Here is a 20,427-nt window from a genome sequence, read left to right as displayed (position 1 = left end):
CTTCGCACCATCGACGGACGGACTCATTCCGTATCGCGAAATCCCTGTCCAGGACGGTTCGCATCGTGAAATGCCGTAGCCATGGGGGAGCTCCTTCCCGTAGAACATCGCCATGCTCTGGCTGCTCTTCCTGCTCCCCGCCTGGATCCTGGCGGGCCTCGCCGTCGCCCGGCTCTGCCTCGCCGCGGTGCGCTCCGCCGCCGTGGCGCCCGCGCCACCGATGACCGGCTCCGGGCACCGGCCGAGCCTGTACGAGGTCGCATTCCTGGCGGGCGGTCCGTACCGGGTCGCCGAGCTGGCCATGGTGTCGATGGCCAGGGCCGGCCGGCTGCTGCTCGCGCACACCGGCTGGGTGACCGTGGCGGTGCCCGAGGGCCGGGACGCCGTGGAGCGTTCGGTGCTCGAGGCGATCGGGCCGTCCGGGCAGGAGCGGATCCGTCCGGTCCGTGCTGCCGTCGCGGTCGCGGAGCCGGTGCGCGGCCTGGCCGCGCGGCTCACGGATGCGGGCCTCGCGACCGAGGACGGCGGGCGGGTGCCGGACGCGGTGCGGCAGGTGCGGACCGCAGCGGTCGCGGTGTTCCTGCTCGGCGCCGTGGCGCTGTGGATGTTTCCCGCGCAGGTGAGTCCGGGACCGGTGGCGGCGTGGTTCGCGCTGCCGCTCGGGGTGGTGGTCGGCTGCCTGGTGATCGCCCGGTACGAGGTGCGGCCGGGCTCGCAGTGGGCCTCGCCGGCCGGTCGTACGGTGCTCAACTCGCTGTCGCCGGAGGCGGATTCGGGTGAGCGGGGCTATCTGACGGCGGTGGCGGCGTACGGGGTCGCGGCGGTGCGCGACCCGTCTCTGAACGCCGCCTTCGCCTCCGGCGGGTTGGGTCACCGGGACCGCTGAGGCGGCCCGGTGCGGATGAGCCGCACCGGGCAAGCCGTACGCTCAGGCCAGGCCGGAGACCAGTTCGGCGACGCTCTTGCGGCGACCCGTGTAGAACGGCACCTCCTCGCGGACGTGCATACGGGCCTCGGATGCGCGCAGGTGCCGCATCAGGTCGACGATGCGGTACAGCTCGTCCGCCTCGAAGGCCAGCATCCACTCGTAGTCGCCGAGCGAGAACGCGGGGACCGTGTTGGCCCGGACGTCCGGGAAGCCGCGGGCCATCTTGCCGTGGTCGGCGAGCATCCGGCGGCGGTCCTCGTCGGGCAGCAGGTACCAGTCGTAGGAGCGCACGAAGGGGTACACGCTGACGTAGTCGCGGGGGGACTCGTCGGCCAGGAAGGCCGGGATGTGCGATTTGTTGAACTCGGCGGGGCGGTGCAGCGCCATGTTCGACCAGACCGGCTCGAGGGCGCGGCCGAGCCTGGTGCGGCGGAAGCGGTTGTACGCGTCCTGCAGCGCGTCGGAGGTCTCGGCGTGCCACCAGATCATGACGTCCGCGTCGGCCCGCAGACCGGAGACGTCGTACGTGCCGCGGACGGTGATGTCCTTGGCCGCGAGCTGGTCGAACAGCTCCTGCACCTCGTCGGCGTAGCCGGAGCGGTCCTCGGGCAGCACGTCGCGCAGCTTGAAGACGGACCACAGGGTGTAGCGGATGACCTCGTTGAGGTCCTTGGCCTTCTTGCCCGCGTTGGGGGCCTTGGCGGGGGCGTCGTCACTCATGGGGCTATTCTCCCGCGCCGCCGTGCAGGCTCTGCACCGGGTGGGCGGTCAGCTCGTCCGCCGCGGCCGTATCGCCGCGCAGCAGGTCGACGGCCGCGCGGGCGCTCGCGATGCAGGCAGGGATGCCGACGCCGTCGTAGGCCGCGCCGCAGACCGCGACCCCGGGCAGCTCGGCGACCTCCCGGCGGATGCGCTCCACGCGCGCGTGGTGGCCGACGGGGTACTGCGGCAGGCCGTCCTGCCAGCGGGTGACCCGGGCGGCGACGGGTGCGGCGGTGAGGCCGGTCGCGGCGTGCAGATCGGCCCGTGCGATGTCGAGGAGCTCGGTGTCGTCGCGCTTCAGGTCCTCGGTGTCGCCATGGCGGCCTACGGACGTACGGGCGACGAGCAGGTCCGGGTCCTCGTCGCCGATCCAGCCCCATTTGCGGCTGGCGAAGGTCGCGGCCTTGATGGTCCGGCCGTCGACCGGGGGCACCAGGAAGCCGCTGCCTGCGGGGAGTTCGGCCTCCGCGCGGCGGAAGGCGAAGGTCATCAGGGCCATCGAGGCGTACTCGACGGTGCGCAGCTCGGCGGCCGCCGCGGGCGCCTCGGCGGCGAGCAGCCGGGCGGCCCGTGGCGCGGGGACGGCGATGATCACGGCGTCCGCGCGGAGGGTCTCCTGCTCGGTCACCACCTGCCAGGAGCCGTCCGTGCGGCGCAGCGCGGTCGCGGGCGTACCGGTGCGAATGTCGCCGCCACGCGCGCGTACCGCATCGGCGACCGCGAGCGGCAGCCGGCCGACGCCGCCCTCGATGCCCATGAACACCGGGTCCGTGCGCGGCTGTTCGGCGGCACGGCGCTGGATGTCTCGTACGGCGTGCAGCAGCGAGCCGCCCGAACGGGCCACCTCGTAGAGCTGCGGTACGGCCATCCGCAGCGAGATGCGGTACGCGTCGCCCGCGTAGACCCCGCCGAGCAGCGGTTCGACGAGGCGGTCGACGACCTCGCGGCCCATCCGTGCGGCCACGTACTCCCCCACCGCGATGTCCTCGTCGACCTCGGTGGGCGGCAGGCCGGGCTCGCGGGCGATGCGGTCCAGGCCCTCGGGGCTCAGGACGTCGGCGAGGACGGCCGGGTCGCCCGGTACGCCCATCACGTGTCCCTTGGGCATGGGGCGCAGGGCGCCGCGGGTCCACAGCGACGCGGTGGCGGTGGCGGGCGGCTGCAGGGCATCGGCGAGGCCCACCTCGCGCGCGAGGCCGACGGCCTCCGGGCGGCGGGCGAGCATCGACTCGGCGCCCAGGTCCACCCGGACGCCGGCGATCCGGTCTGCGTGCAGCTTTCCGCCGAGCCGGTCGGAGGCCTCCAGGACCGTGACCCGGGCACCGGTGCCGAGCAGCCGGTGCGCTGCGGCGAGACCGGCGATGCCCCCTCCGACGACGACTGCGTGGTACGGGGCGGTGGCGGCGTCCGAGGCGTGCATGCCTCAAGGGTCGCAGAGGCGGGTGGCCGGGCGGGCCGGGGGCCCGTGTCGGGGTGCTCGTTTCGGGGGTGCTTGTCTCGGGGGTGCCCGTTTCGGAGGCGTTCGTTTCGGAGGTGCTCGTTCCGCGGCCGTGCCGTAATCGCTTCGGAATCGCCCGGCGCAAACGTTCCGGTCCGTCCCGGCGTCGTAGGACGACACCCGAAGCACCACCGAGGCAACAGGGGGTACGCCGATGGGCAGCACGGCCCACATCCGGAACACCACGCACGGACGCCGGCACCGCCGCAGCATGCCGGCCGCGCTGCTGCTCGCAGCGGCTCTGGCCGTCACGGGCTGCACGGCCGGGAGCGACGGCGGCGAAGGCGGCAAAGCGGCAGCCGACCGGGCCGAAGGGCCCGCGAGCGGCGATCAGGACAACGGCGGCGGGAAGGCGGGCAAGGGCGACCAGGGCGCGGGCAACTCCGGCACGAGCGCCGCCCGCAAGGCGTCCGACCCGGCCGGCACCCACATCATCCGCACGGCGACCCTCTCGGTCCGGGTCAAGGATGTGCAGTCCGCCCTCGACACCGCGCGCAAGGCGGCCGAGGACGCGGGCGGCGTCGTGGGCGACGAGAGCACGGACCGCGACGCGTCGGGGCGCGAACGCTCCCGGATCACCCTGAGGGTCCCGCAGGACGCGTACGCGGATGTGCTCGACGAACTCTCCGGCACCGGCAAGCTCGTGTCCCGCAAGGCGAAGGCCAAGGACGTCACCGACGAGGTGGTGGACGTCGAGAGCCGGGTCAAGACACAGCGCGCCAGTGTCGCCCGGGTGCGGGACCTGATGGACGACGCGACCAAGCTCGCCGATGTGGTCACCCTGGAGGACGAACTGAGCACCCGCCAGGCCGAGTTGGACTCCCTGCTCGCCCGGCGCGCGTCCCTGGAGGACCGGACCACGCTGTCGACGATCACCTTGAGCCTGTCGCAGCCGAGCCCTCCGGTGAAGAAGGCGGAGAAGGACGACGACACCGGCGTCGGGGACGCCCTGGCGGGCGGCTGGGGCGCCTTCGTGACGTTCCTGCGCTGGGTGGCCGTGGTGATCGGCGCGGCGCTGCCGTTCCTCGCGCTCGGCGCGCTGCTCGTCCTGCTGTGGCGGCTGCTGCGGTCCCGCCTGCCCGGCGCCGACCGCCGGCGCATCCCGTGGCCTGCGGCACCCGCCCACGCCCCGGCCACGATTCCCACGCCCACGCCGGCTCCCGGGACCGGCGAAGGCCCCGACACCGGCGAGAAGGCGCCCAAGAGCCCCTGACACCCCGGAAGTTCCCGTCCACCCACGCGCTCCGGGCCCCCGCCACGGGCGCCACGTAGCGTGTGCCGCATGAGTGAACGACTGGTGGTCATCGGCGCGGACGCGGCGGGCATGTCCGCCGCGTCCCAGGCGCGCAGGCTCAAGGACCGGGATGCGCTCGAGATCGTCGCCTTCGAACGCGGCGGCTTCTCCTCGTACTCGGCCTGCGGTATCCCTTACTGGGTCGGCGGACAGGTCGCCGAACGGGACGAGTTGATCGCCCGTACTCCCGATGAGCACCGCGAGCGCGACATCGACCTGCGGATGCGCACCGAGGTCACCGAGCTCGATGTGCCGGGCAAGCGCGTCCGCGCGCGCGATCTGCGCTCCGGCGAGGAGTACTGGACGGCGTACGACAAGCTCGTGATCGCCACCGGCGCACGCCCAGTGCGCCCGGAGCTGCCCGGCATCGACGCACCGGGCGTGCACGGGGTGCAGACCCTGGACGACGGCCAGGCCCTGCTCGACACCCTGGCCGCCACCGAAGGCCGGCGCGCGGTCGTGGTCGGCGCCGGCTACATCGGCGTCGAGATGGCGGAGGCCCTGGTGCAGCGCGGCTACCGGGTGACCGTCGTCAACCGCGGCCAGGAGCCGATGTCGACGCTCGACCCCGACATGGGACGCCTGGTCCACGAGGCGATGTCCGGCATGGGCATCGAGATGGTCGACGACGCGGAGGTCACCGGCATCCGCACGGGCGACGACAAGCGGGTGCGGGCGGTGGCCACGGCGGACGCCGAGTACCCGGCGGACGTGGTCGTCCTCGGCATCGGCGTACGGCCGCAGACGGACCTCGCGCGGGCCGCGGGGCTGCCGCTCGGCGCTCAGGGCGGACTACTCACCGATCTTTCGATGCGGGTCAGGGGCCACGCCGACATCTGGGCGGGCGGCGACTGCGTGGAGGTACGGGACCTGGTCGCCGGGAACGAGCGGCACATCGCGCTCGGCACACACGCCAACAAGCACGGCCAGGTGATCGGTTCGAACGTGGGCGGCGACTACGCCACCTTCCCCGGCGTCGTCGGCACCGCCGTCAGCAAGGTCTGCGACCTGGAGATCGCGCGAACCGGCCTGCGCGAGAAGGACGCCAGGGCCGCAGGACTGCAGTACGTCACCGCCACCATCGAGTCGACCAGCCGCGCGGGCTACTTCCCCGGCGCGGCCCTGATGACGGTGAAGATGCTCGCGGAGCGGCGTACGGGGCGACTGCTCGGCGTGCAGATCGTCGGCCATGAGGGCGCCGCGAAGCGGGTCGACGTCGCGGCCGTGGCACTCACCGCCCGGATGACGGTCGAGCAGTTGACGGCGCTCGATCTGGGCTACGCCCCGCCGTTCTCACCGGTGTGGGACCCCGTCCTGGTGGCGGCCCGCAAGGCCGTCACGGCGGTCCGCAAGGCGGGGTGAGGGGCGACGGAAAAGGCTGTGGCACGGGGACGCACCCCGTGCCACAGCACTGAATTCCAGCCAAACTCAGCGCGCGCTGCGCGTGTGCACATGCTCCACGAGGCGGGTGAGCGCATCGGGGTCGGTGTTCGGCGGGACGCCGTGCCCGAGATTGAAGACGTGCCCTTCCAGGCCCTGCGCGGCGGCGAGCACCTCGTCGGCCTTGGCCGCGACCGCCTCCGGGGTGGAGAACAGCACGGCCGGGTCGAGGTTGCCCTGCAGCGCCTTGCCGGGACCGACGCGGCGGGCGGCCTCGTCCAGCGGGACCCGCCAGTCGACGCCGACGACGTCGGCGCCCGCCGCACCGAGCAGCCCGAGCAGCTCGCCGGTGCCGACGCCGAAGTGGATACGCGGCACGCCCCGGTCCGCGACCCGCTCGAAGACCTTCGCGGAGGCCGGCAGCACGGACGCGCGGTAGTCGGCCGGCGCGAGGGCACCGACCCAGGAGTCGAAGAGCTGCACGGCACTCGCTCCCGCGTCGATCTGCACCTGCAGAAAGGTGCCGGTGATGTCCGCGAGGCGGTCGAGCAGATCGGCCCACAGCTGCGGGTCGCCGTACATCATGGCCTTGGTGTTCTCGTGGTTGCGCGAGGGCCCGCCCTCCACGAGATAGCTGGCGAGCGTGAAGGGCGCGCCCGCGAAACCGATCAGTGGAGTGGCACCGAGCTCACCGGTGAGCAGGCCCATCGCCTCGGTGACGTACCAGACGTCGTCGGGCGTGAGGTCCCGCAGCCGGTCGAGGTCGGCGCGGGTGCGGAACGGCTGCTCGACGACGGGGCCGACGCCCGGCTTGATGTCGAGATCGATACCGATGGCCTTGAGCGGTACGACGATGTCGCTGAAGTAGATCGCGGCGTCGACGTGGTGCCGGCGCACCGGCTGCAGGGTGATCTCGGCGACCAGGTCGGGACGCATGCAGGAGTCCAGCATGGCGATGCCCTCGCGCACCTTGCGGTACTCGGGCAGCGAGCGCCCCGCCTGCCGCATGAACCACACGGGGGTGTGCGGGACGGGCTCTCGGCGGCACGCCCTGAGGAAGGCGGAATCCGCGACGGCGGGCGACGGGTTCGGCTGCTGGCCCTGCGGGCGGTCGTTGGCACTCACGCCGAAAGTCTCCCATGTGCCGTGAAGTGCCTGGCTCGGGGCGGGTGTCCCTCCCTGCGCCGGGGCCCGCTTCCGCTTAATCTTCCCCGCATGGCTGCGGCGCAGGGACAGCAGGGACAACTGTCGGAGGGTTCTGAGGGGATGGACGCTACGGAGGGGAAGGCGGCGCCGGATGCTCCGCCCCCGTTCCGCACGGCTGTCGAGGCGTTGCGGACGGCCCGGTTGCGGCCGGAGATCGAGGTGGAGCCGACCCGCGCGCCCGGGCGGCTCGCCCCGTACGCGTACGCGCTCGAGGCGACGGTCGTGGACGGCGACGAGGATCTGGCGGACGGGCGCCTCGTCCTGCTGCACGATCCCGCGGGGCACGACGCCTGGAAGGGGGCGTTCCGGCTCGTCACCCTGGTACGCGCCGACCTGGAGCCGGAGATGGCGGCCGATCCGCTGCTCCCGGAGGTCTGCTGGTCCTGGCTGACCGGCTCGCTGCAGGGCCGTGGGCTGTTCTACGGAGAGCCCAGCGGCACCGTGACACGGGCGGGTTCCCACTACTTCGGCGGTCTCGCCGAGCGCCGGCCGGCCTCACAGATCGAGATCCGCGCCTCCTGGACGCCCCGCGAGGGGCAGCACGGTGCGCCGGACACCACGGCCCACCTGGCCGCCTGGTGCGATCTGCTCTGTCAGATCGCCGGGCTGCCCCCGCAGGGCCCGTCGGACGCGGCGGTCGTCTCGCTGCCGCAGCGCCGGGGGCCGCACCGCGCCTGAGGTACGGCGCACTCCCCCGGCAGGGGCGTACGCGGGCGGAGCGCGGACGGGGACACACATCGGCCGACGCGGTCGGCGCGGACATGGTTCGCGCCGGCCGCGTCGCCGTGTCGGCACACCTCACTCGCGCCCGAAGCCGCACGGACCGATCCCCCGCCGATCGCCTTCGATCGCTCGGAGAACGAAGCCGACCGCCGGACGACCACACGCCCTCGGCCGCCGACCGGCGACGGCCCCTATTCCCCTGCGAGCGCCGCCGTACACCCCCCGCTCGCTCGTGAGCGTGACGTGTTCGGTTCGCTCTTCGGATGATCGACCGCGTGTCCTAATTGCACGAATTGCAGGTCCCCAAATCGTGATCATTCGCTAAAGGCGGGCGGAGATGCTGCCGAAGACGTCTGTGACCTTGAAAGCACGGTCCCGGCGCCTTCCCCCAGCCGGCCCCGTCCCCGCCGCCATCCCCAGGAGGCCTGGTGTCCGTTCTCCTCGAGCAGCCCGCAAGCCTGGTCGCCTACCGCCCGAACAAGCCGACCGCCATGGTCGTCGTGGCGGACCCGCGCGTCCGTTCCACCGTCACCCGCCACCTCTGGGCGCTCGGAGTGCGCGACGTCATCGAGGCGTCCTCCATCGCCGAGGCCCGACCCCGTATCGGCAATCCGCGCGACATCTGCGTGGCCGACGTCCACCTGCCCGACGGCTCCGGCCTGACCCTGCTCTCCGAGACCCGCGCCGCGGGCTGGCCCAACGGCCTCGCCCTCTCCGCGGCCGACGACATCGGTGCCGTGCGCAACGCCCTCGCGGGCGGAGTGAAGGGCTACGTCGTCACCGGGACCCGTACCAACGTGGGCATGCCCACCCGCCCCGGCGCCGCTCCCATCGGCGCCGCGGCCGCCCGTATGCACCGCCGCCCCCCGGGTACCCCGAGCCACCCGGGCGGCTACCGGGAGCTGTCGGGCCGTGAGGTGGAGGTGCTCCGGCTGGTCGCGGAGGGGCAGTCCAACAAGGCGATCGGCGTCTCGATGGGCCTGTCCGCGCTGACCGTGAAGAGCCACCTCGCGCGGATCGCGCGCAAGCTCGGCACGGGTGACCGTGCCGGAATGGTCGCGGTCGCCCTGCGTACCGGCATCATCCACTGACCGGTTCGCACCCCTGTCACGCCCGTCGACGGAACGTTCCGTCGACGGGCGTGCTGCATACACCGATACCCTGGGCCGGTGACCGACGCCCAAGAGACCGCAGCAGACAGCTCACTGCGCACCACCGGAGGCGGCCCTCCGGACGACGTCGAAACGGCGCCGACCCCGCTGCTCGAACCGCGCGAAGGTGTGCCCGAGGTGATCGGGGACGCCGATGCGCTCGCGGACGTGATCTCCGCCTTCGCCGCCGGCACCGGCCCCGTGGCCGTGGACGCCGAGCGCGCCTCCGGCTACCGGTACGGCCAGCGCGCCTATCTGGTGCAGCTGCGCAGGCAGGGCGCGGGCAGCGCCCTGATCGACCCGATCGCCTGCCCGGACCTGTCCGGACTCGGCGCCGCCATCGCCGACGCCGAGTGGGTGCTGCACGCCGCGACACAGGACCTGCCCTGTCTGCGCGAAATAGGAATGATCCCCTCCCGCATCTTCGACACCGAGCTGGCCGGACGGCTCGCCGGCTTCCCCCGCGTCGGACTCGGCGCGATGGTCGAGTCGGTGCTCGGCTTCGTCCTGGAGAAGGGCCACTCGGCGGTCGACTGGTCGACCCGTCCGCTGCCCGACCCCTGGCTGCGGTACGCCGCACTCGACGTCGAGTTGCTCGTCGACCTGCGGGACGCCCTGGAGAAGGAGCTCGACCGGCAGGGCAAGCTCGACTGGGGTCTGCAGGAGTTCGACGCGATCGCCTCCGCCCCGCCGGCGCCGCCGCGCAAGGACCCCTGGCGCCGTACGTCCGGGATGCACAAGGTGCGCCGCCGGCGCCAGATGGCCGTCGTACGGGAGCTCTGGAACACCCGGGACCACATCGCCCGGCGCCGTGACGTCTCGCCGGGCAAGGTGATCGGCGACGCGGCGATCGTGCAGGCGGCCCTCGCGATGCCGGCCGACGTCCAGGCCCTGTCCGCCGTCAGCGGCTTCGGGAACCGTCTGCGGCCGCGCCAGCTCGAGCAGTGGCAGGCGGCCGTGGACCGGGCGAAGGCGCTGCCGGACAGCGCACTGCCGCAGCCGGGGCAGCAGGTGCCCGGCCCGCCTCCGCCGCGCTCCTGGGCCGATCGCGACCCTGCGGCGGCCGCGCGGCTGGCCGCCGCGAAGGCCGCGGTGACGGAGATCGCCGAGGGGCTCAACATGCCGCAGGAGAATCTGATCACCCCGGACACCGTGCGCCGGCTGTGCTGGGAGCCGCCCCGCGAGGCCACGCCCGAGTCGGTCGCCGCGGTGCTCGCCGGCCACGGGGCGCGGCGCTGGCAGATCGAGCAGGTGACGCCCGCTCTGGTCACCGCGCTCGCGGCTACCCCGGACTGAGCGCGCCGACGCCGGCCCTCGCCATCGAACCCCCCGATCCCTCGGGTGCACTCCTGGGGCCGGGGGGTTCGGCGTATCCGGAGAGCGTGCGCAGCAGGGTCCGCGGTGTGACGTTCGACGCTCCGGGCGGGGGGCCTGTTCGCTCCAGTTACTCGCAAGTAGCATGAGGGGTGGAAGCGCGCCGGCAGGCGCACCCGCACCCTGGAGGAGAGCCATCGTGCCTCGTACCGTCAGGGACGTCGTCTTCGTGGACGGCGTCCGCACCCCGTTCGGCAAGGCGGGCCCGAAGGGCATCTACCACGAGACCCGTGCCGACGATCTCGTCGTGAATGCCATCCGGGAGCTGCTGCGCCGCAACCCGGACCTCGACCCGGCCAAGATCGACGAGGTCGCGATCGCGGCGACCACGCAGATCGGCGACCAGGGTCTGACCATCGGGCGCACCGCCGGCATCCTCGCGGGCCTGCCGCAGTCGGTGCCCGGCTACTCCATCGACCGCATGTGTGCGGGCGCGCTGACCGCGGTGACCACCACCGCCGGTTCCATCGCCTTCGGTGCGTACGACGCCGTGATCGCCGGTGGTGTCGAGCACATGGGCCGGCACCCGATGGGCGAGGCCGTGGACCCGAACCCGCGCTTCGTGAGCGAGAAGCTGGTCGACGAGTCGGCGCTGTTCATGGGCATGACGGCGGAGAACCTGCACGACCGCTACCCGTCGATCACCAAGCAGCGCGCCGACGAGTACGCCGTGCGCTCGCAGGAGAAGGCCGCCAAGGCGTACGCCGACGGCAAGATCCAGCAGGACCTGGTGCCGGTGTCGATCCGCCGCACCACGCCCGAGGGCGGGGAGACCGGCTGGGGCCTGGCCACCGAGGACGAGCCGATGCGCCCGGGCACCACGCTCGAGTCGCTCGCGGGCCTCAAGACCCCGTTCCGTACGCACGGCCGGGTCACGGCCGGCAACGCGGCGGGGCTCAACGACGGCGCCACCGCGTCGATCATCGCCTCCGAGGACTTCGCGCGGGAGAACGGCCTGCCGGTCAGGATGCGCCTGGTCTCGTACTCCTTCGCGGGTGTCGAGCCCGAGGTGATGGGCTACGGCCCGATCCCGGCCACCGAGAAGGCGCTCGCGCAGGCCGGTCTGTCGATCTCCGACATCGGCCTGTTCGAGATCAACGAGGCGTTCGCCGTCCAGGTGCTCGCCTTCCTGGAGCACTACGGCATCGCCGACGACGACGCGCGCGTCAACCAGTACGGCGGCGCGATCGCCTACGGCCACCCGCTGGCCTCCTCCGGCGTGCGTCTGATGACGCAGCTGGCGCGGCAGTTCGAGGAGCAGCCGCACGTCCGCTACGGCCTGACCACCATGTGCGTCGGCTTCGGCATGGGCGCCACGGTCATCTGGGAGAACCCCCACTGGGAGGGCAAGTGAGCACCACCACCGAACTGCTCAAGGGCGCAGCCGAGCTGTTCCCCGACGAGGTAGTCACCGAGGCGCACGTACGCCACCTCGACCTGCCGGCCGGCGCGGGCCGCTTCGCGCTGATCACCCTGGACAACGGCCTGGACCACACCAAGCCGACCACCTTCGGTCCGCAGTCCCTCGCGAATCTGAACGTGGCGATCGACCAGGTCGAGAAGGAGTCCGCGGCCGGGGAGATCGTCGGCGTCGGCATCACCGGCAAGCCGTTCATCTTCGCCGTCGGCGCCGACCTCAAGGGCGTCGAGATCCTCAAGGAGCACTCGGACGCGCTGGCCATCGGCAAGGGCGGCCACGACGTCTTCAAGCGCCTGCACGGCCTGTCCGTGCCGACCTTCGCGTACTACAACGGCGCGGCCATGGGCGGCGGTGTCGAGGTCGGTCTGCACTGCACCTACCGCACCGTCTCCAAGGCGCTGCCCGCCTTCTCGCTGCCCGAGGTGTTCCTCGGTCTGGTGCCCGGCTGGGGCGGCTGTGTGCTCCTTCCGAACCTGATCGGCGCGGACCGCGCGGTCTCGGTCATCATCGAGAACTCGCTGAACCAGAACCGTCAGCTCAAGGGCAAGCAGGTCTACGAACTCGGCATCGCCGACGCCCTGTTCGACGGCGCCGACTTCCTCTCGCAGTCCCTGGTGTGGACGGCCTCCGTGCTCAACGGCGACATCACCGTGGAGCGCCCCGAGCTCGACCGCGGCGAGGGCTGGGACGCGGCGGTGGCCCGTGGCCGCGCGATCGCCGACTCCAAGGTGCACGGCGCCGCCCCGGCCGCCTACCGCGCCCTGGACATCATCGACGCCGCCCGCGACGGCGACCGCCAGCAGGGCTTCGACGCCGAGGACACCGCGCTCGCGGACCTCATCATGGGCGGCGAACTGCGCGCCGGGCTCTACGCGTTCAACCTGGTGCAGAAGCGCGCCAAGCGTCCCGCGGGCGCCCCGTCGAAGGACCTGGCGCGTCCGGTCAGCAAGGTCGGCGTGGTCGGCGCGGGCCTGATGGCCTCACAGCTTGCGCTGCTCTTCCTGCGCCGCCTCGAGGTGCCGGTGGTGCTCACCGACATCGACCAGGAGCGCATCGACAAGGGCGTGGGCTATGTGCACGCCGAGATCGACAAGCTGCTCGGCAAGGGCCGTATCAACCAGGACAAGGCGAACCGCCTGAAGGCCCTGGTCACCGGTGTGCTCGACAAGGCCGAGGGCTTCGCGGACGCGGACTTCGTGATCGAGGCCGTCTTCGAGGAGATGTCGGTCAAGCAGCAGGTCTTCGCCGAGGTGGAGGCGGTCGCTCCGGCGCACGCGATCCTCGCCACGAACACCTCCTCGCTGTCGGTCTCCGAGATGGCGTCGAAGCTGCAGCACCCCGAGCGGGTCGTCGGCTTCCACTTCTTCAACCCCGTGGCCGTACTGCCGCTCCTCGAGATCGTGCGCGGTGAGCAGACCGACGACGCCTCGCTCGCGACGGCGTTCGGTGTCGCCAAGAAGCTCAAGAAGACCGCGGTCCTCGTCAAGGACGCCCCGGCGTTCGTCGTGAACCGCATCCTGACCCGCTTCATGGGCGAGATCCAGAACGTCATCGACGAGGGCACCCCGGTGCCGGTCGCCGAGAAGGCCGTCGAGCCGCTCGGTCTGCCGATGTCGCCGCTGGTGCTGCTCGAGCTGGTCGGCCCGGCCATCGGTCTGCACGTCTCGGAGACCCTCAACCGGGCCTTCCCGGACCGCTTCACCGTCTCGCCGAACCTGAAGGCGGTCGTGGAGGCCGGCAAGCGCGGCTTCTACGTCTACGACTCCGGCAAGCCCGAGCTCGACCCCGAGGTCGCCGCGCTCCTGAAGCAGGGCGACTCGGTGCTCACCGAGGAGCAGGTCCGCGACCGCGTGCTCGACGCGGTGGCGCAGGAGATCGGCCTGATGCTCGACGAGGGTGTCGTGGCGGAGGCGCAGGACATCGACCTGTGCCTGATCACCGGCGCCGGCTGGCCCTTCCACCTGGGCGGCGTCACGCCGTACCTGGACCGGGCGGGCGTCAGCGAGCGCGTCAACGGCAAGCCGTTCCTGGCCCCCGGCCTGGCGAGCGTGCCCGCGTAACACCGCTGTACTGCGCAGGGGCCGTACGGACGCAGCTGTCCGTACGGCCCCTGCGGCGTATCCCCACGCGCGCGTGGCTCATGATGGGCGCATGGGGACCCTGCTGATCGTGGACGCCGCCAATGTCGTGGGCTCGGTGCCGGACGGCTGGTGGCGCGATCGCCGCGGTGCCGCCGAGCGGCTGCGGGACGGGTTGCCGGGCTACGCCGAGGAAGGGGTCGCCGGGCAGCCGGGCCCGCTGGAGATCGTGCTCGTCGTGGAGGGCGCGGCGCGTGGCGTGGAGTCCGTGCCGGGCGTGCGGGTCGAGTCGGCCGCGGGCAGCGGGGACGATCACATCGTGGGGCTCGCCGCGGCCGCCCGCGGGACCGGGCAGGACTGCCTGGTCGTCACGGCCGACCGCGGCCTCCGCCGCCGCGTCGAGGAGCTCGGCGCGCGCTGCACGGGGCCGCGCACGGTGTACGGCGGCTCCCGCTGAGGCCCGATCCGGATCAGGCCTTGTCGGCCCCCTCCGCGCCGAGCTGCTCACGCCCGAGACGGCTGGAGCGGCGCCCGTACGCGAAGTAGACGACGACGCCGATCAGCATCCAGACGCCGAAGCGGAACCAGGTCTCGAGCGGCAGATTCAGCATCAGCCAGACCGAGGCGGCGACCGAGAGGATCGGCACCAGGGGCACCCACGGGGTGCGGAAGGCGCGCGGCAGGTCCGGGCGGGTGCGGCGCAGGACGACCACGCCGATCGCGACGACCACGAAGGCGAAGAGCGTGCCGATGTTCACCAGGGTCGCCAGCTCGTTGATGCTGGTGAATCCGGCGACGACGGCGATCACCACGCCGAGCAGGATGGTCGGGCGGTACGGGGTGCGGAACTTCGGGTGGGTCTTGGAGAAGAAGGTCGGCAGCAGGCCGTCCCGGCTCATCGCGAAGAACACCCGGGTCTGGCCGAGCAGCAGGATCATGCAGACCGTGGTCAGACCGACGGCGGCCCCGAAACTGATCACACCGCCGAAGAACGGTGCGTCCACCGCCTTGAAGGCGTCCGCGAGTGGTGCGGTGATGGACAGTTCGCTGTAGTGCTGCATGCCGGTGACGACGATGGAGACGGCGACGTACAGCGTGGTGCAGATGATCAGCGAGCCGAGGATGCCGCGGGGCATGTCGCGCTGCGGGAGCTTGGTCTCCTCCGCGGCGGTGGCCACCACGTCGAAGCCGATGAAGGCGAAGAAGACGATGGAGGCCGCGGTGAAGATGCCCATCACGCCGAAGTTGGTGGGCGCGTACCCGAAGAGCGTCTGCACCAGCGGCGAGTCCCAGCCGGAGCCCGCGGACTGTTCCTGGGCCTTGGGGATGAACGGCTTGTAGTTCTCGGCCTTGATGAAGAACGAGCCCGCCACGATGACGATGAGCACCACGGCGACCTTGATGGCGACCACGATGGCGGTGATCCGGGCGGACAGCTTCATGCCGACGACGAGGATCCCGGTGAGGATCAGGATGAGGGCGAAGGCCAGGATGTCGAAGGTGCCGCCCGCCACGTCCGGGCCTTGCAGCGCTTCGGGCAGATGCCAGCCCACGTTGTCCATCAGGGAGCGCAGATACCCGGACCAGCCGACGGCCACCACCGCCGTGCCGAGGGCGAATTCGAGGACGAGGTCCCAGCCGATGATCCAGGCGGGCAGCTCACCGATCGAGGCGTACGAGAAGGTGTACGCGGATCCGGCCACCGGGACGGTGGACGCGAACTCGGCGTAGCACAGGGCCGCGAGGGCGCACACGACGCCCGCGACCACGAAGGCCAGGGCGGTCGCCGGACCTGCGGTCTCCTTGGCGACGGTCCCGGTCAGGACGAAAATGCCGGTGCCGATGATGACGCCGACGCCGAACACGGTGAGGTCGAGCGCCGAGAGCGCCTTCCTGAGTCCGTGCTCCGGCTCTTCGGTGTCCCTGATCGACTGTTCGACGGACTTGGTCCGAAAGAGCGTGCTGCTCACGGCCTACCTACCTCCCACGCTGGTCGTGGTCGACATCGTCAGTATGTCGCCCTCACGTGTGCCCCGCGCGGCGTGGGTTTCATACGAAAGAGCCGGCCGGTACACCCGCAAAGGTGTACCGGCCGGCTCAGTCGGCTCTTGAGGGCGGCGCCTCGGCCCCGGGTCAGTCCCTGGCGGGCTCCACGGCGTCCGCGCCGGGGCTCTCGAAGCGGCCGTCGAGACGCGAGACCAGGCCGGTGACCTGCCGGGCGATGTCCGGTGCGGTCAGGCCGATCTCGGCCATGACCTCCTTGCGGGAGGCGTGGTCGAGGAAGCGCGGCGGGATGCCGAAGTCGCGCAGCGGTACGTCGACGCCCGCGTCCCGCAGGGCCTGGGCGATCGCCGAACCGACGCCGCCCGCACGGCCGTTGTCCTCCACCGTGACGACGACGCGGTGCTGCTCGGCGAGCGGCGCGAGCGCCTCGTCGACCGGCTTGACCCAGCGCGGGTCGACCACGGTGGTGGAGATGCCCTGCTTGTCGAGGAGCGAGGCGATCTCCAGGCACATCGGGGCGAGCGCGCCCACGGAGACGAGGAGCACGTCCGGGGTGTCGGTGCCTGCGCGGCGCAGTACGTCCATTCCGCCCGCGGTGCCGACGGCGGGTACGGCGGGGCCGACGACGCCCTTGGAGTAGCGGACCACGGTCGGGGCGTCGTCCACCTCGACGGCCTCGCGCAGCTGCAGCCGGACCTGCTCGGCGTCGCGCGGGGCGGCGAGCCTCAGGTCCGGGACGCACTGCAGGATCGACATGTCCCACATGCCGTTGTGCGAGGCGCCGTCGTCGCCGGTGACGCCTGCCCGGTCGAGGACGAAGGTGACTCCGCACTTGTGCAGAGCGACGTCCATCAGGAGCTGGTCGAAGGCCCGATTGAGGAAGGTGGCGTACACCGCGAAGACCGGGTGCAGTCCGCCGGTGGCCAGGCCCGCCGCGGTGACCGCGGCGTGCTGCTCGGCGATGCCGACGTCGTAGACCCGCTTCGGAAAGGCCTCGGCGAACTTCTTCAGGCCGACCGGCTGCAGCATCGCGGCCGTGATGGCGACGATGTCCTTGCGCTCCCGGCCGAGCTTGACCATCTCGTCGCCGAAGACCGACGTCCAGGAAGCCGCGGAGGCCTTGATGGGCAGCCCGGTGTCGGGGTGGATCGGGCCGATGCCGTGGAAGCGGTCGGCCTCGTCCTGCTCGGCGGGCTGGTAGCCGCGGCCCTTCTCAGTGAGGCAGTGCACGATGACCGGGCCGCCGAAGCGCTTGGCGCGGGTGAGCGCGGACTCCAGGGCCTCGATGTCGTGGCCGTCGATGGGGCCGACGTACTTCAGGCCCAGGTCCTCGAACATGCCCTGCGGGGCGATGAAGTCCTTGAGGCCCTTCTTCGCACCGTGCAGCGTCTCGTAGAGCGGGCGGCCGACGACCGGGGTGCGCTCCAGGACCTCCTTGGTGCGGGTCAGGAAGCGCTCGTAGCCGTCGGTGGTGCGCAGGGTGGCCAGGTGGTCGGCGAGGCCGCCGATGGTGGGGGCGTACGAGCGCTCGTTGTCGTTGACGACGATGACCAGCGGGCGGTCCTTGGCGGCGGCGATGTTGTTCAGCGCCTCCCAGGCCATGCCGCCGGTCAGGGCGCCGTCGCCGATGACCGCGACGACGTGGTCGTCCTTCTCCAGGACCTCGTTGGCCTTGGCGAGGCCGTCGGCCCAGCCGAGCACGGTGGAGGCGTGGCTGTTCTCGATCACGTCGTGGTCGGACTCGGCACGGGACGGGTAGCCGGAGAGGCCGCCCTTGGCGCGGAGCCGGGCGAAGTCCTGGCGGCCGGTGAGCAGCTTGTGGACGTAGGACTGGTGTCCGGTGTCCAGGAGCACCCGGTCCTTCGGGGAGTCGAAGACACGGTGCAGCGCGATGGTGAGCTCGACGACGCCCAGATTGGGGCCGAGGTGGCCGCCGGTCTTGGAGACCGCGTCGACCAGGAAGGTGCGGATCTCGGCCGCCAGCTCGTCGAGCTGTTCGTGGCTGAGTCCGTCCAGGTCACGCGGCCCCTCGATGCGGGCCAGCATGCCCGTGCCTCGCCCACCACCCGGGACGGACGCGCTGTGCGCGGCTGCCATACGCCGTGCCTCCTTGCAGTAGAGCGGTAGAGCTGTTCGAGCTGCTCCGGGTCTGTCGAGTCTAATGTTCCGCTACGGACCCGCCGCGCGGGGTACGCCACCCGTACGGCCCCGTACTGCCGCGCAGGCACGCCCCGGGGACAGACGCAGGCGTGCCCGGCACCGGTTGCTCCGGTGCCGGGCACGTCCGTGGTGCGGGGCTCGGGAGAGGACTTCCCCCGCGGCCCCAGCGGTCCGCGTCAGGTGCGGCCCGCGCTCTTCTGCGTCCTGCGGGAGACCGAGTCGATCACGACGGCGGCGAGCAGCACCGCACCGGTGATCATGAACTGGATCTCGCTGGCCATGCCGAGCAGGTTGAGGCCCTGCTGGATGGACTGCAGAACGAGCATGCCGAGCAGGGCAGACCAGATCTTGCCGCGGCCGCCGAAGAGGCTGGTGCCGCCGATGACCGCGGCCGCGATCACCAGCATCAGGGTGTTGCCGGCGCCCAGGTTCTTCGTCGCGCCGCCCTGCAGCGAGGCGATGAAGAGACCGCCGAAGGCGGCGAGCATGCCGGAGATCGCGAAGACCGTGATGCGGATGCGGTCGACGTTGATACCGGCACGGCGGGCGGCCTCGGCGTTGCCGCCGACCGCGAAGACTTGGCGGCCGAAGGTGGTGCGGCGGGCCACGAAGTCCGCGATCACCACGACGGCGAGGAACAGCACCAGGGCCAGCGGCAGACCGCGCGAGCCCTCCAGGTCGTTGAGTACGTACGCGGTGGCGAAGACCAGGACCGCGACGACGGCGGTGCGCAGCGCGATCTCGCTGGTCGGCCGGGACGGCAGCCCCGCGGCCTTGCGGCGCCGGGTGTCGATGAGCAGCGAGCCGGCGTAGAGCACGACCGCGACGAGCGCGAGGCCGTACGCGGCGGCCTTGTCCTCGAAGAAGTAGCCGGTGAGGTTCTCGACGACGCCGCCGGACGGGGTGTTGATGCTGCCCTCGTTGCCCATCAGCCAGATCTGCAGACCGCTCCAGCCGAGGAAGCCCGCGAGGGTGACCACGAAGGCCGGTACGCCGACCTTGGCGAAGAAGAAGCCGTGCAGGGCGCCGATCGCGGTGCCGCTGGCGATGGCGACGATGACCGAGGGCCAGTCGTTCCAGCCGTTGCTGACGTTCAGGACCGCCCAGACCGCGGCGCCGGTGCCCGCCACCGAGCCGACCGACAGGTCGATCTCGCCGAGCAGCAGCACGAAGACGATGCCGACGGCCATGATGCCGAGGCCGGAGGTGAAGACCGCGATGTTGGTCAGGCTGCTCGCCGACAGGAACTTGTCGTTCTGCGCCTGGAAGACGATCGCGATCACGATCAGGCCGATGACGACGGGCAGCGAGCCGAGCTCACCGCCGCGGACCCGGCGTACGAACTCGGTGAAGTAGCCCTTGAAGCCCTCCTCGCGGACGAGCAGGCGCGGGTCGACGGCCGCCGGGGCGACGGCCTCCGGGGGCACCTCGGCCTCGGGGACCTCGGTGTCCGCTGCGTTCTTCTTGAGGTCGCTCACTTCGCGTCCTCCTTCGTGACCGTGCTGGTGGAGGCGCCGTCGGTGCGTGCCCTGCGGCGGGTCACGGCGTTGTCCGTGGCTCCGGTGATCGCCGCGATGATCTCTTCGTGGCTGGTGCCCTCGACGTCGTAGACGCCGTTGTTGCGGCCCAGGCGCAGCACCGCGACGCGGTCCGCGACGGCCTGCACATCGGCCATGTTGTGGCTGATGAGGATGACGCCGTGGCCGCGCTCGCGCAGCCGTTCCACCAGGTCGAGGACCTGCGCGGTCTGCTCGACACCGAGTGCGGCGGTCGGCTCGTCGAGGATGACCACCTTCGGGTCGCCGACGAGCGCGCGGGCGATGGCGACGACCTGGCGCTGACCACCGGAGAGCGAGGCGACCGGGATACGGACGCTCGGGATGCGGATGGAGAGGGTGTCGAGCAGCTCCTTGGCCCGCTTCTCCATGGCGATCTCGTCCAGGATGGTGCTCTTGCGGACCTCGCTGCCGAGGAACAGGTTCGCGACGACGTCGAGGTTGTCGCAGAGCGCGAGGTCCTGGTAGACGGTGGCGACGCCGAGGCCCTGGGCATCCTGCGGCCGGTTGATGCGGACCGCCTTGCCCTCCCACTCGATGGTGCCGTCGTCGATCGGGTGGACCCCCGAGATGGTCTTGACGAGGGTGGACTTGCCGGCTCCGTTGTCGCCCACCAGGGCGACCACCTCACCGGCGCGGATCTCCAGGTCGACGTCGGTGAGCGCCTGGACGGCGCCGAACCGCTTGGAGACTCCGCGCAACGCCAGCACGGGCGATGCGGACACGTGAATCAGCTCCTTCGCCGCCGTTGTACGGCGGGAACGGGTCGCGCACGCGGGCGACGACGGCCGGCGTGACGCGGAAGGCTTTGCTGGGGGGGTGTTCTCACACACCCCCGATGGCGCGGGGCCCGGCGCCCGGGCCCGCCCGCCGACAGCGGGGTGGAGGTCGGC

16 protein-coding genes are annotated in these 20,427 nt (G+C 71.9%); 9 read left to right on the top strand and 7 right to left on the bottom strand.

What is annotated here, in order from left to right:
* Positions 1-112: 112 nt before the first annotated feature.
* Complete coding sequence (locus tag DY218_RS23890; RefSeq protein WP_128558202.1) at positions 113-886, top strand: TIGR04222 domain-containing membrane protein; 774 nt, start codon at positions 113-115, stop codon at positions 884-886.
* Between the two features lie 42 nt (positions 887-928).
* Here DY218_RS23890 and hemQ read toward each other — a convergent pair whose 3' ends face one another.
* A complete protein-coding gene (gene hemQ, locus DY218_RS23885) occupies positions 929-1,648 on the bottom strand; it encodes a hydrogen peroxide-dependent heme synthase (protein ID WP_128558201.1) in 720 nt (239 codons plus the stop codon).
* A gap of 4 nt (positions 1,649-1,652) precedes the next feature.
* Positions 1,653-3,110, bottom strand: coding sequence for a protoporphyrinogen oxidase (hemG, locus tag DY218_RS23880; protein WP_128558200.1), 1,458 nt, complete (start codon positions 3,108-3,110; stop codon positions 1,653-1,655).
* 232 nt (positions 3,111-3,342) lie between these two features.
* Between hemG and DY218_RS23875 the strand changes: the two genes are divergently transcribed.
* Both DY218_RS23875 and DY218_RS23870 read left to right on the top strand, forming a co-directional pair.
* Positions 3,343-4,401, top strand: coding sequence for a DUF4349 domain-containing protein (locus DY218_RS23875; RefSeq protein ID WP_128558199.1), 1,059 nt, complete (start codon positions 3,343-3,345; stop codon positions 4,399-4,401).
* A 69-nt stretch (positions 4,402-4,470) separates the two neighbouring features.
* Positions 4,471-5,844, top strand: a complete 1,374-nt coding sequence (locus DY218_RS23870; RefSeq protein ID WP_128558198.1) for an FAD-dependent oxidoreductase — start codon at positions 4,471-4,473, stop codon at positions 5,842-5,844.
* Between the two features lie 66 nt (positions 5,845-5,910).
* Here the strand turns inward: DY218_RS23870 and hemE are convergent, their stop codons facing one another.
* Positions 5,911-6,987, bottom strand: a complete 1,077-nt coding sequence (gene hemE / locus DY218_RS23865) for a uroporphyrinogen decarboxylase (protein ID WP_128558197.1) — start codon at positions 6,985-6,987, stop codon at positions 5,911-5,913.
* A gap of 90 nt (positions 6,988-7,077) precedes the next feature.
* Between hemE and DY218_RS23860 the strand changes: the two genes are divergently transcribed.
* From DY218_RS23860 to DY218_RS23835, 6 genes are all read left to right on the top strand, one after another.
* On the top strand, positions 7,078-7,746 hold the full coding sequence (locus DY218_RS23860) for a DUF3000 domain-containing protein (RefSeq protein ID WP_128558196.1): 669 nt from the start codon (positions 7,078-7,080) through the stop codon (positions 7,744-7,746).
* A 473-nt stretch (positions 7,747-8,219) separates the two neighbouring features.
* A complete protein-coding gene (locus DY218_RS23855; RefSeq protein WP_128558195.1) occupies positions 8,220-8,882 on the top strand; it encodes a response regulator transcription factor in 663 nt (220 codons plus the stop codon).
* Positions 8,883-8,960: 78 nt separating this feature from the next.
* Complete coding sequence (locus tag DY218_RS23850) at positions 8,961-10,238, top strand: HRDC domain-containing protein (protein WP_128558194.1); 1,278 nt, start codon at positions 8,961-8,963, stop codon at positions 10,236-10,238.
* 217 nt (positions 10,239-10,455) lie between these two features.
* The gene (locus DY218_RS23845; RefSeq protein ID WP_128558193.1) at positions 10,456-11,670 is read left to right on the top strand and encodes a thiolase family protein; all 1,215 of its coding nucleotides are present in this window, start codon (positions 10,456-10,458) and stop codon (positions 11,668-11,670) included.
* A complete protein-coding gene (locus DY218_RS23840) occupies positions 11,667-13,796 on the top strand; it encodes a 3-hydroxyacyl-CoA dehydrogenase NAD-binding domain-containing protein (protein WP_128558192.1) in 2,130 nt (709 codons plus the stop codon). Before DY218_RS23845 ends, DY218_RS23840 begins: the two co-directional genes overlap by 4 nt.
* Before the next feature lie 91 nt (positions 13,797-13,887).
* Positions 13,888-14,271 (top strand): PIN domain-containing protein, encoded by a 384-nt coding sequence (locus DY218_RS23835; protein ID WP_128558191.1) that lies wholly within the window; start codon positions 13,888-13,890, stop codon positions 14,269-14,271.
* Positions 14,272-14,284: 13 nt separating this feature from the next.
* Here the strand turns inward: DY218_RS23835 and DY218_RS23830 are convergent, their stop codons facing one another.
* From DY218_RS23830 to DY218_RS23815, 4 genes are all read right to left on the bottom strand, one after another.
* Positions 14,285-15,784 (bottom strand): amino acid permease, encoded by a 1,500-nt coding sequence (locus DY218_RS23830; RefSeq protein ID WP_128558190.1) that lies wholly within the window; start codon positions 15,782-15,784, stop codon positions 14,285-14,287.
* 163 nt (positions 15,785-15,947) lie between these two features.
* The gene (dxs, locus tag DY218_RS23825; protein ID WP_128558259.1) at positions 15,948-17,864 is read right to left on the bottom strand and encodes a 1-deoxy-D-xylulose-5-phosphate synthase; all 1,917 of its coding nucleotides are present in this window, start codon (positions 17,862-17,864) and stop codon (positions 15,948-15,950) included.
* Positions 17,865-18,154: 290 nt separating this feature from the next.
* Positions 18,155-19,456 (bottom strand): sugar ABC transporter permease, encoded by a 1,302-nt coding sequence (locus DY218_RS23820; protein ID WP_128558189.1) that lies wholly within the window; start codon positions 19,454-19,456, stop codon positions 18,155-18,157.
* A complete protein-coding gene (locus DY218_RS23815) occupies positions 19,453-20,268 on the bottom strand; it encodes an ATP-binding cassette domain-containing protein (protein WP_128558258.1) in 816 nt (271 codons plus the stop codon). Before DY218_RS23815 ends, DY218_RS23820 begins: the two co-directional genes overlap by 4 nt.
* Positions 20,269-20,427 lie beyond the last annotated feature (159 nt).

The organism is Streptomyces triticagri (assembly GCF_003429565.1).
Classification (GTDB): Bacteria; Actinomycetota; Actinomycetes; order Streptomycetales; family Streptomycetaceae; genus Streptomyces; species Streptomyces triticagri.
Note: the sequence above shows the minus strand (reverse complement) of the source record. Positions and strands in the feature narration are given on the sequence as shown.

Bases quoted from the DNA above. Each gene is read 5' to 3' on its own strand.
- DY218_RS23890 (WP_128558202.1), top strand. From the start codon at position 113: ATGCTCTGGCTGCTCTTCCTGCTCCCCGCCTGGATCCTGGCGGGCCTC.
- dxs (WP_128558259.1), bottom strand. From the start codon at position 17,864: ATGCTGGCCCGCATCGAGGGGCCGCGTGACCTGGACGGACTCAGCCAC.
- DY218_RS23870 (WP_128558198.1), top strand. From the start codon at position 4,471: ATGAGTGAACGACTGGTGGTCATCGGCGCGGACGCGGCGGGCATGTCC.
- DY218_RS23875 (WP_128558199.1), top strand. From the start codon at position 3,343: ATGGGCAGCACGGCCCACATCCGGAACACCACGCACGGACGCCGGCAC.
- DY218_RS23835 (WP_128558191.1), top strand. From the start codon at position 13,888: ATGGGGACCCTGCTGATCGTGGACGCCGCCAATGTCGTGGGCTCGGTG.
- hemG (WP_128558200.1), bottom strand. From the start codon at position 3,110: ATGCACGCCTCGGACGCCGCCACCGCCCCGTACCACGCAGTCGTCGTC.
- hemQ (WP_128558201.1), bottom strand. From the start codon at position 1,648: ATGAGTGACGACGCCCCCGCCAAGGCCCCCAACGCGGGCAAGAAGGCC.
- DY218_RS23860 (WP_128558196.1), top strand. From the start codon at position 7,078: ATGGCTGCGGCGCAGGGACAGCAGGGACAACTGTCGGAGGGTTCTGAG.